Annotated in this window: 15 protein-coding genes; 6 read left to right on the plus strand and 9 right to left on the minus strand. The window is 61.3% G+C overall.

Annotated features, from left to right (window positions below):
* Positions 1 to 5: 5 nt before the first annotated feature.
* Positions 6 to 1,325, plus strand: coding sequence for a hypothetical protein (locus ACZ415_RS11700; protein ID WP_344704585.1), 1,320 nt, complete (start codon positions 6 to 8; stop codon positions 1,323 to 1,325).
* Positions 1,326 to 1,358: 33 nt separating this feature from the next.
* Here the strand turns inward: ACZ415_RS11700 and ACZ415_RS11705 are convergent, their stop codons facing one another.
* The gene (locus ACZ415_RS11705; protein WP_344704584.1) at positions 1,359 to 1,874 is read right to left on the minus strand and encodes a zinc ribbon-containing protein; all 516 of its coding nucleotides are present in this window, start codon (positions 1,872 to 1,874) and stop codon (positions 1,359 to 1,361) included.
* Between the two features lie 201 nt (positions 1,875 to 2,075).
* Here ACZ415_RS11705 and leuS point away from each other — a divergent pair, with 201 nt between their 5' ends.
* The 5 genes from leuS (at position 2,076) to ACZ415_RS11730 (ending at position 7,852) form a co-directional block, all read left to right on the plus strand.
* The gene (gene leuS / locus ACZ415_RS11710) at positions 2,076 to 4,673 is read left to right on the plus strand and encodes a leucine--tRNA ligase (RefSeq protein WP_344704583.1); all 2,598 of its coding nucleotides are present in this window, start codon (positions 2,076 to 2,078) and stop codon (positions 4,671 to 4,673) included.
* Complete coding sequence (locus ACZ415_RS11715) at positions 4,670 to 5,179, plus strand: LPS-assembly lipoprotein LptE (protein WP_344704581.1); 510 nt, start codon at positions 4,670 to 4,672, stop codon at positions 5,177 to 5,179. Before leuS ends, ACZ415_RS11715 begins: the two co-directional genes overlap by 4 nt.
* The gene (gene holA, locus ACZ415_RS11720) at positions 5,176 to 6,234 is read left to right on the plus strand and encodes a DNA polymerase III subunit delta (RefSeq protein ID WP_344704579.1); all 1,059 of its coding nucleotides are present in this window, start codon (positions 5,176 to 5,178) and stop codon (positions 6,232 to 6,234) included. The genes ACZ415_RS11715 and holA overlap by 4 nt, the downstream gene beginning before the upstream one ends.
* A 219-nt stretch (positions 6,235 to 6,453) precedes the next feature.
* The gene (locus ACZ415_RS11725) at positions 6,454 to 6,840 is read left to right on the plus strand and encodes a PA2779 family protein (RefSeq protein ID WP_344704577.1); all 387 of its coding nucleotides are present in this window, start codon (positions 6,454 to 6,456) and stop codon (positions 6,838 to 6,840) included.
* A 154-nt stretch (positions 6,841 to 6,994) separates the two neighbouring features.
* The gene (locus ACZ415_RS11730) at positions 6,995 to 7,852 is read left to right on the plus strand and encodes a PA2778 family cysteine peptidase (protein WP_344704575.1); all 858 of its coding nucleotides are present in this window, start codon (positions 6,995 to 6,997) and stop codon (positions 7,850 to 7,852) included.
* A 93-nt stretch (positions 7,853 to 7,945) separates the two neighbouring features.
* Here ACZ415_RS11730 and nqrM read toward each other — a convergent pair whose 3' ends face one another.
* The 8 genes from nqrM to ACZ415_RS11770 form a co-directional block, all read right to left on the minus strand.
* Positions 7,946 to 8,203 (minus strand): (Na+)-NQR maturation NqrM, encoded by a 258-nt coding sequence (nqrM, locus tag ACZ415_RS11735; protein ID WP_344704573.1) that lies wholly within the window; start codon positions 8,201 to 8,203, stop codon positions 7,946 to 7,948.
* A 232-nt stretch (positions 8,204 to 8,435) separates the two neighbouring features.
* Entirely contained in the window at positions 8,436 to 9,668 is a 1,233-nt protein-coding gene (nqrF, locus tag ACZ415_RS11740; RefSeq protein WP_344704571.1) for an NADH:ubiquinone reductase (Na(+)-transporting) subunit F, read from the minus strand.
* Between the two features lie 68 nt (positions 9,669 to 9,736).
* Positions 9,737 to 10,354 carry an NADH:ubiquinone reductase (Na(+)-transporting) subunit E gene (gene nqrE / locus ACZ415_RS11745; RefSeq protein ID WP_344704569.1) on the minus strand — a complete coding sequence of 206 codons (618 nt, stop codon included), beginning with the start codon at positions 10,352 to 10,354 and terminating at the stop codon, positions 9,737 to 9,739.
* Between the two features lies 1 nt (position 10,355).
* Entirely contained in the window at positions 10,356 to 11,024 is a 669-nt protein-coding gene (locus ACZ415_RS11750; protein ID WP_344704567.1) for an NADH:ubiquinone reductase (Na(+)-transporting) subunit D, read from the minus strand.
* 2 nt (positions 11,025 to 11,026) lie between these two features.
* Positions 11,027 to 11,839, minus strand: a complete 813-nt coding sequence (locus tag ACZ415_RS11755) for a Na(+)-translocating NADH-quinone reductase subunit C (RefSeq protein ID WP_344704565.1) — start codon at positions 11,837 to 11,839, stop codon at positions 11,027 to 11,029.
* The gene (locus ACZ415_RS11760; protein ID WP_344704563.1) at positions 11,839 to 13,065 is read right to left on the minus strand and encodes an NADH:ubiquinone reductase (Na(+)-transporting) subunit B; all 1,227 of its coding nucleotides are present in this window, start codon (positions 13,063 to 13,065) and stop codon (positions 11,839 to 11,841) included. The genes ACZ415_RS11755 and ACZ415_RS11760 overlap by 1 nt, the downstream gene beginning before the upstream one ends.
* Complete coding sequence (locus ACZ415_RS11765; protein WP_344704561.1) at positions 13,065 to 14,417, minus strand: Na(+)-translocating NADH-quinone reductase subunit A; 1,353 nt, start codon at positions 14,415 to 14,417, stop codon at positions 13,065 to 13,067. Before ACZ415_RS11765 ends, ACZ415_RS11760 begins: the two co-directional genes overlap by 1 nt.
* Before the next feature lie 274 nt (positions 14,418 to 14,691).
* Positions 14,692 to 16,155, minus strand: a complete 1,464-nt coding sequence (locus tag ACZ415_RS11770; RefSeq protein WP_344704559.1) for a glyceraldehyde-3-phosphate dehydrogenase — start codon at positions 16,153 to 16,155, stop codon at positions 14,692 to 14,694.
* Positions 16,156 to 16,360 lie beyond the last annotated feature (205 nt).

Genomic DNA, 16,360 nt, shown 5'->3' on the forward strand with positions numbered 1-16,360 from the left:
CGGACATGCACGAATACTCTCCTCGGCGGCGCATCGCCGGCGGGCTGATTCTACTTGCGCTGCTGCTGCAGATTGCCGGGTTCAGCGGCGTAGTCAGCACCGCGGTAGCGGTGAGCTACGCACTGTGGCTGGCCGTGGTCCTTTTGTGGCGGGATATTCCCACGCGCTCGCGCCGCCAGGCCGGCGCGCTGATTGCGCTGGGGGTGAGTATGCTGCTGGGCGCGCGCCTTGGCTACGGCGCTGAAGTTGACTGGCCGGCGATGCTTACGCGCAACGCCTTTGTTGTCGCCATGCTGGTGGGGGTGAGCTTTATCGGCCTGGTTGGCACCCAGGGCAACCGCGGCGCACCCGGCGCGCGGGTCACCGGCACCGGCGGCGTGCTGAGAAGCTGGGCCGGGGTGCACTTTCTCGGCACCATTTTAAACCTGTCGGCGGTGTTTATGGTCGGCGATCGTCTATCCCGGGAAAGGCCGCTGTCCACGCCCCAGCTGCTGGCGCTGAACCGCGGGCTTTCCAGCGCGGCACTGTGGTCGCCGTTTTTCGCCTCCATGGGCGTGGTGATCGCGCTGGTACCCGGCATGCAGTACGGCTACGTGGCGCTGGCGGGCTTTCCGCTGGCCATGTGCGCGGGGCTTTTCACCGTCGTGGAGCTGAGACGACGCTTTGATCTCGACGACGTCGACGGCTTTTCGCTGGCCCCCCAAAGCCTTTTGATGCCGCTCGGCATGGCGGTACTGGTAATGCTGTTTCACTTCTGGCTCACGCCTGCGCTTTCCATTGTCAGCATTATTACCTTTTTGCTGCCGAGCGTGGCGCTTGTGGCCAACCTGGCCTACGGGGCGCGCTATACCGCCCGTCGCATCCGTCAGCACGCCATGACCCGGCTGCCGGCCATGCGCGGGGAGATTTCGCTGTTTCTGGCCGCCGGGCTTTTCACTCTGGGGCTTTCTACGCTGGTCGACGCGGCCACCCCGGACGACTGGACGCTGTTTGCCCGCTTCGGCATGCCCCAGGCCATGGCCAGCCTTGTAGCGATTGTGCTCAGCGCGGTGATCGGCCTGCACCCGATTATCGGCGTATCCACGCTGGCCTCGATTCTCTCGCTTGAAGGCAGCGCTCAGACGCTGTTCGCCTTTGTCGCCCTGGCGGGCTGGGCGGTGGGCACCGCGGTGGGGCCGCTTTCCGGCATCAACCTGTCGCTGCAGGGGCGCTACGGCGTCAGCGGCTTTTTTATCATGCGCCAGAATTTGGGCTACGCGGCGATGACGGGCGCGCTGGCACTCGCCGCCATTGCTGCGCTGGCGCTGCGGCTCGGGCTTGGCTGACGGGCCCGGCGGTGCCGGGCCGCCCGGGCGTTTTCAGCCCTTGCGCGTGGCGGTCAGACGGGTGAAATAGCGCCCGCCGCACTGGTGGCAGGGTTCCAGCAGCTGCACCCGGTCAAGCACGACTTCAGCGTCGCAGTGGGTGCAGGCCATTTTACCGGGCGCGGCCATTTCGCCTTCGCAGTAGTCGGCCCGGGCGGCTTCCAGATCCTCATCAAAACGCTCGCGCTCGACCACGCTGCGATCGGCAATGGACAAAAGCGACTCGCTCACCCGGCGGGAGAGCTGCTCCAGATCCACGCCCAGCCACTCGGCCACCTGGCGGCCGGTCGCGCTGAGATAGCCGCGCATATCGCGCAGGTCGCGCTCGACCCAGGCACGCAGCAGCGCCAGCTCATCCCGGGTGTATTCGGCCAGTTCGCTTTCAAATTCGACGGCGTCGTCCAGCTCTTTTTGCAGATTATCCCACGTCAGCTCTTCAGTGCCGCTTTTCACCCGTTCCAACAAGCGCTCATAGCCTTCACGCAGACGGCTTTCGCTGTGCTTTTCCATGATCTTCTCCTTTGCCGTTTCAACTTCGACCCGACGGGCACGCCCGGCGTGCACCGATGCCGATGCGTGTGCTTTGCCTGCTTGCCCGTTCAAGGTTACCCCTTCATAGGATACAATCGAGACAACGCAAGCATTCAACTTTTTCTCATTCACGCTCGCCCGGCTACGCCGGGTGAGCAGCCCAAGGCCTTGAATAAACCGATGGACGCACAATACAGCCCCCGCGAGATTGAACGCGACGCCCAGCAGTACTGGGACAAACACCAGTGCTTCAAAGCCGTGGAAGACGCCAACCGCGAAAAATTCTACTGCCTGTCGATGTTTCCCTACCCCAGCGGCAAGCTGCACATGGGGCACGTGCGCAACTACACCATCGGCGATGTAGTATCGCGGTTTCAACGTATGCAAGGCAAAAACGTTCTCCAGCCCATGGGCTGGGACGCCTTCGGCATGCCGGCGGAAAACGCCGCGATTCAAAACCAGGTGCCGCCGGCCCGGTGGACCTACGGCAACATCGACTACATGCGCCGCCAGCTCAAGGCGCTGGGCTTTGCCTACGACTGGGACCGTGAGTTTGCCACCTGCGACAGCGACTACTACCGCTGGGAGCAGTGGTTTTTCACCCGGCTTGTTGAAAACGGCATGGTCTACAAAAAGATGGCCACGGTAAACTGGGACCCGGTGGATCAGACGGTGCTGGCCAACGAGCAGGTCATCGACGGCTGCGGCTGGCGCTCCGGCGCGCCGGTGGAGCGCCGCGAAATCCCGCTGTGGTTTTTGAAGATTACCGACTACGCCGACGAGCTATTGGCCGATCTGGACAAGGTCGAATGGCCCGAGCAGGTCAAGACCATGCAGCGCAACTGGATCGGCAAGTCCCGCGGGGTCGAGCTTTCCTTTGCCATCAACGACGAAAACGGCGGCGAGTGCGCGCCGCTATCGGTCTACACCACCCGCCCGGACACGCTTTTCGGCGTGACCTACGTGGCCGTGGCCGCGGACCACCCGCTGGCCAAAAGCGCCGCTGAACGCCGCCCTGAGCTGGCCGCCTTTCGCGAGGAATGCGCCAAGGGCGGCACCACCGAAGCCGAAATGGCCACCAAGGAGAAAAAGGGCCTGCCCACCGGCCACGTCGCCATCCATCCGCTTACCGGCAAGAAGGTGCCGGTCTATGCGGCCAACTTCGTGCTCATGGAGTTCGGCACCGGTGCCGTGATGGCGGTGCCCGCCCACGATCAGCGCGACTGGGAGTTTGCCCACGAATACGCGCTGCCGATTACGCCGGTGATCGCCGACCCCGACGGCAATACGCCGGACTTAACCGACGGCGCCTACGTCGAGCACGGCCGGCTGATCAACTCCGGTGAGTTCGACGGGCTGGACTTCGAGGCCGCCTTTGACGCCGTGGCCAAGGCCCTTGCCGAGCAGGGCCGCGGCGAGGTCAAGACCAACTACCGCCTGCGCGACTGGGGCATCGCCCGCCAGCGCTACTGGGGCGCGCCGATCCCGGTGAAGTACGGCCCCGAAGGCCAGACCGTACCGCTCACCGACGACGAGCTGCCGGTGAAGCTGCCCATGGAGGTCACCGTGGACGCCTCGGGCTCGCCGCTGAAGAAGATGCCCGAGTTCTCGGAGCTTGGCGACGGCTGGACCCGCGAGACCGACACCTTCGACACTTTCATGGAGTCGTCCTGGTACTACGCACGCTTCTGCTGTGCCGACAACGCCAGTGCCATGCTCGACGAGCGCGCCAACTACTGGCTGCCGGTGGATCTCTACATTGGCGGCATCGAGCACGCCATTTTGCATCTGCTCTACGCGCGCTTTTTCCACAAGCTGATGCGCGATTTTGGCATGGTGGATTCCGACGAGCCGTTCCAGCAGCTGCTCACCCAGGGCATGGTCATCGCCGAAACCTACTACCGCCCTACCGCAGGCGGCGGCAAGCAGTGGTTCAACCCGGCGGACGTCAAGGTCCAGCGCGACGACAAGGGCCGTGCGGTCAGTGCGGTGCTGCTCGCCGACGGCGAGCCGGTCACCGCCGGCGGCATTGAGAAGATGTCCAAGTCGAAAAACAACGGCGTCGATCCTCAGTCGATGATCGATGAGTTCGGCGCCGATACCGTGCGCCTGTTCATGATGTTTGCCGCCCCGCCGGAGCAGTCGCTGGAATGGTCAGACGCCGGCGTGGAAGGCGCCCACCGTTTCATCAAACGCCTGTGGCGCCAGGTCCACGAGCACGTCGCTGCGGGCACACCGGCCGCGCTTGCCGAGGTGGCGCTAAACGACGCTCACAAAGCGCTGCGGCGCAAAACCCACGAGACCATCAAAAAAGCCAGCGACGACATTGGCCGGCGCACCACCTTCAACACCGCCATTGCCGCGGTAATGGAGCTTTCCAATACGCTGGGTCGCTTTACCCACGAAGTTGACGCCGCCGACGCCGACAACCTGGCCGTGGCCCGCGAGGCGGTGGAAACCTGCGTGCTGCTGCTCGCCCCCATCACCCCGCACCTGTGCCATGCCCTGTGGCAGCACCTGGGCCACGATGGGCCGGCCATCGACGCCGCCTGGCCGGCGCTTGACGAAAAGGCGCTGACCCGGGACAGCATTGAGCTGGTGGTTCAGGTCAACGGCAAACTGCGCGCCCGCCTCAACGCCCCGGCAGACGCCGACAAGGCCGCTGTGGAAGCGCTTGCCATGAATGATGACAACGTCAAGCGCCACATCGACGGCAAGACCGTGCGCAAGGTCATCGTGGTGCCCGGCAAGCTGGTCAATATCGTGGTGAGCGGATGAGCGTCACCGACCGCACACGCCGCGCGCTGATAGGCGCGACGCTGGGCACCTCGGCCGCTGTTCTGCTGGGCGGCTGCGGCTTTCATCTGCGCGGTCGCAATGGCCTGCCCACGCTTCCGCTCTTTACCCTTGAAGGGCAAAGCCAGAGCGATTTGGGCCAGGCCCTGCAGCGCCAGCTGGAACGCTATGACAGCGGCACAAGCGCTAATGCCCCCTGGCGGCTAACGCTTGGCAACGTGGATATGCGTAGCCGCCGCCTGGGGGGCGACGGTCGCGGCAGCCGCGAACACGAATTCACCCTAAGCGTTCGCGTCTCGCTACAGCAGCGCGACAACCAGGCCTACGTGTGGAATCGTAAATCCCTCAGCCGGTCGGTCAGACAGCGCGTCAACGATGACGACCTGCTCAACCGCGACGTGCTGATCAATGAAGCCCGCCGGCAGCTGGCCGATCAGCTGGCCCGGCGCATTAGCGAACGCCTGGCAAGCCTTGAGGCGCTCAAGTGAAGGTCTTTGCCGATCAGCTGCCCGGGGCGCTGGCTAAACGCCTGCCCCGCGCAGTCATCGTCTCCGGCGACGAGCCGCTGCAGCACCGTGACGCCTGTGACGAGGTGCGTGCAGCCGCGCGCCAGGCCGGCGTGGAAGAGCGCGAAGTACTGGACATCGAGCCCAATTTTGCCTGGGGCAGGCTTTTTGAAGTAGCGGGCAATCTCTCGCTGTTTGCCACCCGCAAGCTGATCGAAGTGCGTCTTGGGCGGCACAAGCTGGGCCAGGAAGGCGCCAAGGCGCTTGCCGAATACGCTGAACGGCTGGCCCATGGCGACGATATTCTGCTGCTTAGCACCGGCAAACTGGATGCCCGCCAGCAAAAAAGCGCCTGGTTCAAGGCGCTGGACAAGCAAGGGCTGTTCGTGCCGGTATGGCCGATTGATGCCTCGCGGCTGGGCTTTTGGCTGCGTGATCGGGCGCAGCGACACGGCCTGCAGCTGGAACTTGACGCCGCTCGCCTGCTCGGCGAGCGCACCGAGGGCAACCTGCTCGCCGCCGATCAGGCACTGCAAAAGCTCGCGCTGATACTGCCGCCTCATGCCCGAGTGAATCTGGAAAGCATCGCCCAAGGGGTGGAAGACAGCACGCGCTTTGACGTTTTCAACCTGGCAGATGCCTGCCTGAAAGGGGAAATTGCCCGTACTTCGCGCATTGTCTACGGGCTGAAAAGCGAAGGCACCGAAGCACCCGTCGTACTCTGGGCGCTGGGGCGAGAAATGCGCACGCTTCTATCGCTGCACCAGCATCTAGAACAGGGCCAAAGCTTCGAGCACGCCTGCAAGGCGCAAAAGCCGATGATTTTCGATCGCCGCCGCCCGGCCTATCAGCAAGCCATCCGGCGGCTTCCCATGCGCCGGCTGCACAAGCTATTGCTCATGGCCCAGCGGCTTGACCTGGCCGTCAAGGGCGCCTCCCCGGTGCCGCTGTGGCAGGGCCTGCACGATCTGGCCATCACCCTTGCCGGCGGACGCGGCCCGCTGGCTGAAACGGCCTGGACATACCGGATTCATTAATGTGCCGGCGACGTTACCGGAAGATACAAACTTGGCATTTTACTGCACAGCCCGATGTTAACCGCGCCGATGCTTCTTTCTATACTCCAGAGGTAGGATAAAACCCGGATACCGCCGCACCGGCTATCCCGGTTCGGCGGTATCTTCTCTATGCAATGCAATTCTATGCAATGCCATACAACGCACCGCAAGACCACGCCATTTACCGAGGGAACCGCCATGCCATATTTTCGTCGTTACGTCGCCGTTTTACTGATCGCGGTACTTAGCCTTGGCGCCCTGCCTGTTGGCGCTGCACAAACCGCCGGTTTGGTGAGCACCCAAAGCGCTCTGCAGGCGGATACCGCAAGCAGCGACCGCCAGCGTATCAATGACGTGCTGGCCCGGGCCGATGTCCAAAAACAGCTGCTGGCCCAGGGCGTCAGCGTCGACCAGGTTAAAAACCGCGTGGCCGCGCTGAGCGACGCCGAGGCGAAACAGATGGCCGAACGCCTCGACGCGATGCCCTCCGGGGCCGGCGTGGTTGGCGCTTTGTTTGCGGTATTTGTGATCTTGCTCGTCACGGATATTTTGGGCCTGACCGATGTCTTTCCCTTTACCCGCTAAGCGCGACGCGCACCGCAAAAGCCCGCAAAACGCCCGCCGCGCGGGCGTTTTACTGTGTGGCGCCTTGCTTGCCGTGTTACTCAGCGGCTGCGCTACCGGCCCGGCTCTGCAGCCGGCAACGTATCAGCTTCCTAAACGTGTAGAGCTTACAAACGTGCCGTTTTACCCGCAGGAAAAATACCAGTGCGGCCCGGCGGCGCTGGCCACGGCGCTCAACTATGCACCGGCAGCCAAGCCGCGTTCAGCGGCTGTCTGGAAAGCCCCTCAAGCCCGGGGCCGCAAAAGAGACACCCACATCACCGCTAAAAACCTGGTGCCCCAGGTATTCATTCCCGGCCGTGACGGCAGCGTACAGCCGGAAATGCTGGCCACGGCGCGCCGCCATGAGCGCATCGCCTATCCCGTACGCCCCACGCTTGATGCTCTATTGGCACACGTTGCCGACGGCTACCCGGTGGTGGTCATGCAAAATCTGTCGCTGCCGGTTTGGCCCATGTGGCACTACGCCGTGGTGATCGGCTACGACCTGGGCGAAGAGTCCCTGATACTGAGAAGCGGCGAGACCCGCCGGCACCGCGTCTCATTCCGTCGCTTTGACGCAACCTGGGCACGCAGCCAGCGCTGGGGTTTTGTGCTGGCAAGACCAGGGCGTATCCCCTCGGGTATTACGCCCCGGCGCGCGGTGCAGGCCATCAGCGACTATCAAGCGCTGCACGGCATCCGGGCCGCCCTTTCCAGCTGGCAGGCGCTGACCCAGGCGCAGCCGCACAATGCCATGGCGCATTTTGGTTTGGGCAACGCCTACTACGAGCAGCAGGCGCTGCAGAAATCGGCCTTGGCCTTCCAGCGTGCCACCGCAGCGGATGCCGCACTGGGCGTGGCGTGGCTGAATTTGGGGCTGGTAAACCGCGAACTGGGCCGCATGAACCGGGCGCGCAAAGCGCTGGAAAAAGCCGCCGAGCTTGACAGCACTTGGCAGGAGAAAGCCCGCACCGCTCTGGAGACGCTCTAGCGCACTCGGCTTCTGAGCCGAGGCCTGCGACGTGCAAAAAAAGCCCGCGCTGAGCGCAGGCTTTTTTCATGGCGTTAGTGTGGCAGGTGCCGATCAGCGGGCGATGTTATAGCCCAGGTCCGCGCCGCGGCCTTCATCGCTTTGCCGGCGGGCGCTGATGCCCTGGCGCTTGCGGTTTTTTTCTTCGCAGACATCGTCCTTGCCGCCGCATACCTCGCAGCCTTCCTTCAGCCCCAGCTGGTTCAGCCCGCCGCAGGAGCCGGCGATGGGCTTGCGCCCCATCAGCACGCCCACGGCCATGGCGGTCATCAAAAGCAGCATAAAGCCCAGTGCCAATAGCCAGATCGTCATTGTCTACCTCCCGATGCGGCGGCTTGCCCGGTGACTGCCGACCGCTTGTCTGATTGAGCCGATACGGCTCGAAGTCTGTACCAAAACGTTTTGCCTGTGCCGCCATTATCGTAATAAACGGCGGCAAACACAAAGGGATGGCCCGCTGTTGCGCAGCCTGCCTGTATCGCATAAAAAAGGGCCGACTCTATGGCCGGCCCCTCGTCTTTCTCATCACCGAATAGCGCCGACGTTAACCGCCGAAGTCGTCCAGCATGATGTTTTCCGGCTCAACCCCGAGATCCAGCAGCAGCTTAACCACTGAGGCGTTCATCATCGGGGGGCCGCACATGTAGTACTCACAGTCTTCAGGGGCCGGATGGTCCTTGAGGTAGTTTTCGTAGAGCACGTTGTGAATAAACCCGGTGGGGCCGTCCCAGTTGTCTTCGTCAAGAGGGTCAGACAGCGCCAGGTGCCACTCGAAGTTGTCATGCTCTTCGGCCAGCTTGTCGTACTCTTCGTTATAGAAGGTCTCGCGCCAGGAGCGCGCTCCGTACCAAAAGCTCACTTTACGGTCGGTATTCAAACGCTTGAACTGATCGAAGATGTGGCTGCGCATGGGCGCCATGCCGGCGCCGCCGCCGATAAAGATCATTTCGGCGTCGGTGTCCTTGGCAAAGAATTCGCCGAACGGCCCCATGACCGTCACCTTGTCGCCGGGCTTCAGGCTGAACACGTAGGTCGACATCAGGCCGGGCGGGTGGCTGGTTCCCGGCGGCGGCGTGGCGATACGGATATTGAATTTGAGAATGCCCTTCTCTTCCGGGTAGTTCGCCATGGAGTAGGCGCGGATCACCTCCTCGTTGTTTTTGTGCGAGACGTCAAAGAGGTTGAACTTCTTCCAGTCGCCCTGGTATTCCTCGTCGATATCAAAATCGGAGAACTTGATATCGTAAGGCGGCGCTACCAGCTGCACGTAGCCGCCGGCACGGAAATCCACTTCTTCGCCTTCCGGCAGTTTGAGGTTCAGCTCCTTGATAAAAGTGGCAACGTTGGGGTTTTCGATCACCTCGCATTCCCACTTCTTCACGCCGAAGACTTCTTCAGGCACCTCGATCTTCATGTCCTGCTTCACCGGCACCTGGCAGGAAAGACGCCAGCCCTGCTTTTTCTCACGCATGGTGAAGTGGGACTCTTCGGTAGGCAGAATCGAGCCGCCCCCTTCTTCTACCCGGCACTTGCACTGGGCGCAGGAACCGCCGCCGCCGCAGGCGGACGACAGGAAAATGCCGTTGGCCGCCAGGGTGTTGAGCAGCTTGCCGCCGGCCTGGGTGGTGAGCGTGCTATCAGGATCGCCGTTGACCTCAATGGTCACGTCACCGCTGCTCACGAGTCTGCTGCGGGCTGCCAGGATGATCGCCGTCAAACTGATGACGATGACCGTGAACATGACAACACCGAGCAAGATGATGGATGTATCAACCATGTCGGTTTCCTATTGCTGAGGGTTATTCCGAGACCGGCGATGCCGGGCATCGCCGGAGAACCGCTGCATCAAAGCTGAATGCCGGAGAAGGACATAAAGCCCAGCGACATCAAACCCACCGTAAGAAAGGTGATGCCAAGCCCCTGCAGGCCCGCGGGAACGTCGCTGTATTTCAGCTTTTCACGAATGCCGGCCAGTGCAGCAATCGCCAGCGCCCAGCCCACGCCTGCACCGAAGCCGTACACCACGGACTCGCCGAAGTTGTAGCTACGCTCAACCATGAACAAAACGCCGCCCAGAATGGCGCAGTTAACGGTAATCAGCGGCAGAAACACGCCCAGCGCGTTGTAAAGCGCCGGTACGTACTTGTCCAGAAACATCTCCATGATCTGTACAAGCGCGGCAATCACGCCGATATAGCTCAGAAGCCCGAGGAAGGACAGATCGATGTTTTCTGCACCGGGAATGCCGGTCCAGGTCAGCGCGCCTTCCTGCAGCAGATAGGTATAGACCAGGTTGTTGACCGGTACAGTCACCGAAAGCACCACGATCACCGCAACGCCCAGCCCCAGTGCCGAGGAGACTTTTTTGGACACGGCAAGAAAGGTACACATGCCCAAAAAGAACGCCAGCGCCATGTTCTCGACGAAGATCGCTTTCGTCAAAAGGCTCAGATAATGTTCCATGCTACACGGCCTCCTTCGGCTGAGTGTTGTTCTTCATCTGGAATTCGTTTTCTTCCACCTGTTCGGGATTGATGGAGCGCAGCACCCAGATCAGAAGGCCGATGACGAAAAACGCCGACGGCGGCAGCAGCAAAAGGCCGTTGCCGATATACCAGCCGCCGTCCTGCACGGTCTGCAGCACGGTAAAACCGAACACGCTGCCCGAGCCGAGCAGCTCACGGACAAAGCCTACGACCATCAGCACAAAGCCGTAGCCCAGGCCGTTGCCCACGCCGTCGAGAAACGAAAGCCCCGGCGAGTTGGACATGGCAAAGCCTTCGGCGCGCCCCATAACAATGCAGTTGGTGATGATCAGCCCCACAAACACCGAAAGCTGCTTGGACATCTCGTAGGCGTAGGCCTTGAGAATCTGATCCACCACGATGACCAGCGAGGCGATGATGGTCATCTGCACGATGATACGAATCGACGACGGGATGTGATGGCGAATCAGCGAGACGAAAAAGCTCGACAACGAGGTAACAAAAATGACCGCCAGGGTCATGACCAGCGACACGCTCATGCTGGTGGTTACCGCCAATGCCGAACAGATGCCCAGAATCTGCAGGGCGATGGGGTTGTTCTGGAAGATCGGCGTCGTCAGGACGCTTTTGGGAGTAACGTCTGCCATGATTAGGCTCCTTCGGATTCGCGTTCAACATCGGCACTTTGTGCCTGCGCCGGGCTGACATCGCTGCGGAACCTGGCCAGATAGTTACCAAAGCCGCCTTCACCGAGCCAGAACTGCAGCATGTTGGTCACGCCGTTGCTGGTCAGGGTCGCACCGGACAGCGCATCCACTTCGTACTTGCCGGATGCCCCGCCCTTGGCCAGATGGATTTCCGGTGACAGATCGCCCTTGTCGTCGTAAATCTTCTTGCCTTCCCACAGCGCCTGCCAGCGCGGGTTGTTGACTTCGGCACCCAGTCCGGGGGTTTCGCTGAGCTCGTAATAGGTGATGCTGACAATGGTATTGCCGTCACCCTTGACCGACAGGAAGCCGCGCATCAGCCCCCACAGGCCCTGCCCGCGAATCGGCAGCACAATCTGGCTGGGATCGTTCGGATCGCCCACCAGGTATACCGTGGAGTATTCCTCCACCCGGGAAAGCCCGGCGATATCCTCGGGGCCGGAGAGGGTACGGCCGGTCGCCGGATCGCTTGCCGCCTCGAAGTGGTTGAAGGTATCCGGATCATACTTGTCGGTATATTCACCGGTACGCATATTAACGACGCGGGCCGCCATGCGCTCGCTGAACACCTCTTCTACGTCCATGCCCGGCTCATAGAGGTTGGCGACGTTGAGGATGTTGGTCTTGCGGTCCAACTCCTGGTTGAGCTGCTGCTGCGGGCGCAGCGCCACCGCCGCTGTGGATACAATCACAGAGCAGACGATACACAGCGCAAACGCCACAATCAGCGTTTTTTTGATCGAGTTGTTACCCATCAGGCAGTCTCCTCGGCCGGCACGCCCACGCGCTTGACGCGACGCTTGATATTGGCCTGGACAAAGAAGTGGTCAATAAGCGGCGCGAACAGGTTGGCAAACAGAATGGCCAGCATAATGCCTTCAGGGAAGGCCGGATTGACCACGCGGATCAGCACGGTCATAAAGCCGATAAGCACGCCGAACAGCAAACGCCCCGGATTGGTCATGGAAGCTGACACGGGGTCGGTCGCCATGAACACCGTACCGAAGGCAAAGCCGCCTACTACCAGGTGCCAGTACCAGGGCATGGCAAACATGGCGTTGGTATCAGAGCCGATCAGATTAAACAGCGTACTGGTACCCACCATGCCCAGCAGCACGCCCAGCATGATGCGCCAGGAGGCAATCTTGGTCCACAGCAGCACAATTGCCCCCAGCAGAATCGCAAAGGTCGACACCTCTCCGACCGAGCCGGGCACAAAGCCCCAGAACGCATCCCACCAGCTGAAGGTGGAAGCCACCTGATCCATACCGTTTTGAAACGCCATGGACAGCGCGGTAGCCCCGGTGTAGCCGTCGGCCGCCACCCAGATGGAGTCACCGGAGATCTGCGCGGGGTAGGCAAAGTACAAAAAGGCACGCCCGGTCAGCGCCGGGTTGAGGAAGTTCTTGCCGGTACCGCCAAACACCTCCTTGCCGATCACCACGCCAAAGGTAATGCCCAGGGCTACCTGCCACAGCGGAATCGTGGCCGGCAAAATCAGCGCGTAAAGCACCGAGGTTACAAAAAAGCCTTCGTTGACTTCGTGGCCGCGCTTGATGGCAAACAGCACTTCCCAAAAACCGCCGACCACAAAGGTCACCAGATAGATCGGCAGGAAATAGGTGGCACCCAGCACGAAGTTGGCCCACAGGCTGTCGGGGTTATGGCCCGACGCCAGCAGCATCATCAGCCCCTCGCGCCAGCCGCCCATTGACGCATAGCCGGCTTCAATGGCGGTGTTGGCCTGCCAGCCGGCGTTCCACATGCCAAAAAACATGGCCGGGAAGGTGCACAGCCAAACGGTGATCATGATGCGCTTGAGATCGATACCGTCGCGCACGTGGGCGGTGGTCTTGGTAACGCTTGGCGGGGTGTAAAAAACCGTGTCTACCGCTTCAAACAGCGGATAGAACTTTTCAAACCGGCCGCCTTTTTCAAAATGCGGCTCGATGTTGTCGAGCGTTTGTCGAATACCCATCATCAGGCCTCTTTCTCGATCATGGTGAGATTGTCACGCAGGATGGGGCCGTACTCGTACTTGCCCGGGCAAACGTACGTGCAAAGCGCCAGATCCTCTTCATCCAGCTCCAGACACCCCAGCTGCATGGCAACCTCAATGTCCCCCACGATCAGTGAGCGCAGCAGCTGCGTCGGCATGATATCCAGCGGCATGATTTTTTCATACGCCCCTACCGGCACCATCGCCCGCTCCGACCCGTTGGTCGTGGTCGTCGGTGCGTAGTGGCTCAGACCGGTAATTTTGGACAGATAAATGCCCAGCACGGAGTGGCGATTGCGCCCCGGCGACAGCCAACCCATGAAGCTGCGCTTGTTGCCTTCTTCAAGCAGGCTGAACTGATTATGAAAGCGCCCGGCATAGCTGAGCTTGCCTTCGGCGGTAAAGCCGGAAAACACCGCGCCGGAAATCACGCGCGTGTCGTCAGGCTTGACGACTTCATCTGCGAGCAGCTCATCAACGCTTGCACCGATGCGCGTGCGCAGCAGGCGGGGCGACGCTGCCCGCGGCCCGGTCACGGCCATGATGCGGCTGACGTCAAGCTTGCCCTGGGTAAACAGCCGCCCCACGGCAATCACGTCCTGATAGCCGATGTGCCAGACCTGCCGATGCAGCGCCACCGGCGACAGGTAGTGGATATGCGTGCCTACCAGGCCTGCCGGGTGCGGCCCGGAAAACGTCTCGACGCTTACGCCGTTCACATCGCCGCCGGGAATCGACGCCTCGTTTCCGGTGCACAGATACACCTTGCCTTCGGTCAGGCGGGCCAGCACCTTCAAGCCGTCTTCGAACGCCTCGGGGGCTTCGTTGATGATCGTTGCAGGATCCGGGCTTAGCGGCTGGGTATCCACAGCGGTAACAAAAATATCGGCGGGCTGGCTGTCGAGTGCCGGCGTGCGGGAATACGGGCGCGTGCGCAGCGCGGTCCACAGCCCGGAGTCTACCAGCTGGTCCACGACCGTCTGGCGCTCCAGACGCTCCAGAGCGCTGCGCGAATGTGCGGTGAAAGAGACGGCTTGCTCTTCCCCTTCATCGACTTTGATCACCACCGACAACAGGCGGCGCTTTTCGCCACGATTGATAGCAGCAATCTCACCGGCTGCGGGTGCCGTAAAACGAACCCCCGCTATTTTCTTGTCAGTGAAAAGCAGTTGGCCCAGTTTGACCTTTTCCCCAACCTGCACTTCCATGGTCGGCTTCATGCCGACATAGTCAGTGCCCAGGATAGCTACGTGACGTGCCGGCTTTGCCGCGTCGATGCGCGGCACCGGCACCCCCGTGATGGGGAGATCCAGGCCTTTCTTGACTTCGATCATAGTCTCGCCCAGTTGATGGATCGGATATACGAAGATAAGGGGTTCGAAAAGTTTCGAATTCTTGGTATCCGCTAGATTGTTACCAGTCGGGCCCGAGACGTGCTCGAACCACCCCAAAAATCCACCGTATTATAAAGATAAGCGCGGCCAATGACCACATCCATCAGGCCTCACCAAAGTGGTAGGCGCCTGTGCCAACCGTCTCTCGACAACGCAAAACGCCACCCGAAGGTGGCGTTTACACAGCCCTTGGCAATACGCTAACAACGGCGCATCAGCTCGCCTCGTGGGGCAGTTTGAGGAAATTGACGTGGGAGATATGCTGCAACAGGCGAATCACCTGGCAGCTGTAGCCGAACTCGTTGTCGTACCATACATACACCACGGCATGGTTGTCGTCGGCGATGGTGGCCTTGGCATCGACGATGCCCGCCTTGCGATTCCCCACAAAGTCCGAAGAAACCACTTCGGCGGAATCGACAAAGTCGATCTGCTTTTGATAGGCCGAGTGAATCGACATTTGCCGCAGATAATCGTTGAGCGATTCGGCATCGACGCCTTTTTCCAGGGTCAGGTTGAGAATGGCCATGGAAACGTTGGGCGTGGGCACGCGAATAGCGTTGCCGGTCAGCTTGCCGGAGAGCTCGGGCAGCGCCTTGGCCACGGCCTTGGCCGCACCGGTTTCGGTCAGCACCATGTTAAGTGCTGCACTGCGCCCGCGGCGATCGCCCTTGTGGTAGTTGTCGATCAGGTTTTGATCGTTGGTATAGGCGTGGACGGTTTCCACATGCCCGGTCGCTACGCCGTACTCGTCGTTGATGACCTTGAGCACCGGCACAATCGCGTTAGTAGTGCACGACGCCGCCGAAAGAATGCGGTCGTCTTCCTGAATGTCGTCGTGATTGATGCCGTAAACGACGTTTTTGATATCGCCTTTGCCCGGCGCGGTCAGCAGCGCCTTGGCCGCGCCCTTGCACTCAAGGTGCTGCCCCAGACCGGCCTCGTCGCGCCAGATACCGGTGTTGTCCACGATCACGGCGTTATCAATGCCGTAGTCGGTGTAGTCGATATCGGCCGGTGAATCGGCGTAGATCATCTGAATGACGTTGCCGTTAACGGTCAGCGTGCGCGTCTGGACATCCACGTCGATGGTGCCTTCAAAGGGACCGTGGACGGAATCCCGGCGCAGCAGGCTTGCGCGCTTTTCCAGATCCCTGGCGATATCGCCGCGGCCGCGCACGACAATCGCCCGCAGGCGCAGCAGATTGCCGCCGCCGGCCTTTTCGATCATTACCCGGGCCAGCAGCCGGCCGATGCGACCAAAGCCGTAAAGCACCACGTCCTGGGGCGTACCGGTGCTCGCACCGGGCTGATAGGCGTCGACGATTTCGTGCAGCTCGCGGCGCAAAAACGCCTCAACGTCGCCGCCGCCCTGGCGCTTGAAGCGCACCGCAAGCTTGCCCACGTCAACGTGAGCCGGCCCCAGATTCAGCTCGCCCATGGCCCGCACAATAGGGTAGGTGTCTTCTACGGTCAGCTCGGTGCCTTCGATTTTGCGCACAAAACGGTGATCCTTGAGAATACGAATCACCGATTGCTTGATCAACGAACGGCCAAACATGGTGGCCACGACGTTATTTTGGCGGTACAAGCGCCCGACCAGCGGCACCATCTGCTCGGCCAGAGCTTCGCTGCTCTGCCATTCCCGAAAAACGTTATCAAGCATTGGCTGACTCACGTGCGACCTCTTTGGGTAATGAAGGAAGTTCGTGCGCGTATTATCCTGACCTGCCGGCCGTCGCGCAAATTTTGGATGGTCGCAGCGCCTGTAAACCGACTACAGCGCGCCTGGCTTGCCACCCCGTCCGCGCCGGATGACCGTGCCCGGCCGGCGTATCGTGTATGATCGGGGCGTTCATTTTTGCGTCAACCCGCCAACTGAT

The organism is Halomonas cibimaris (genome assembly GCF_055379665.1).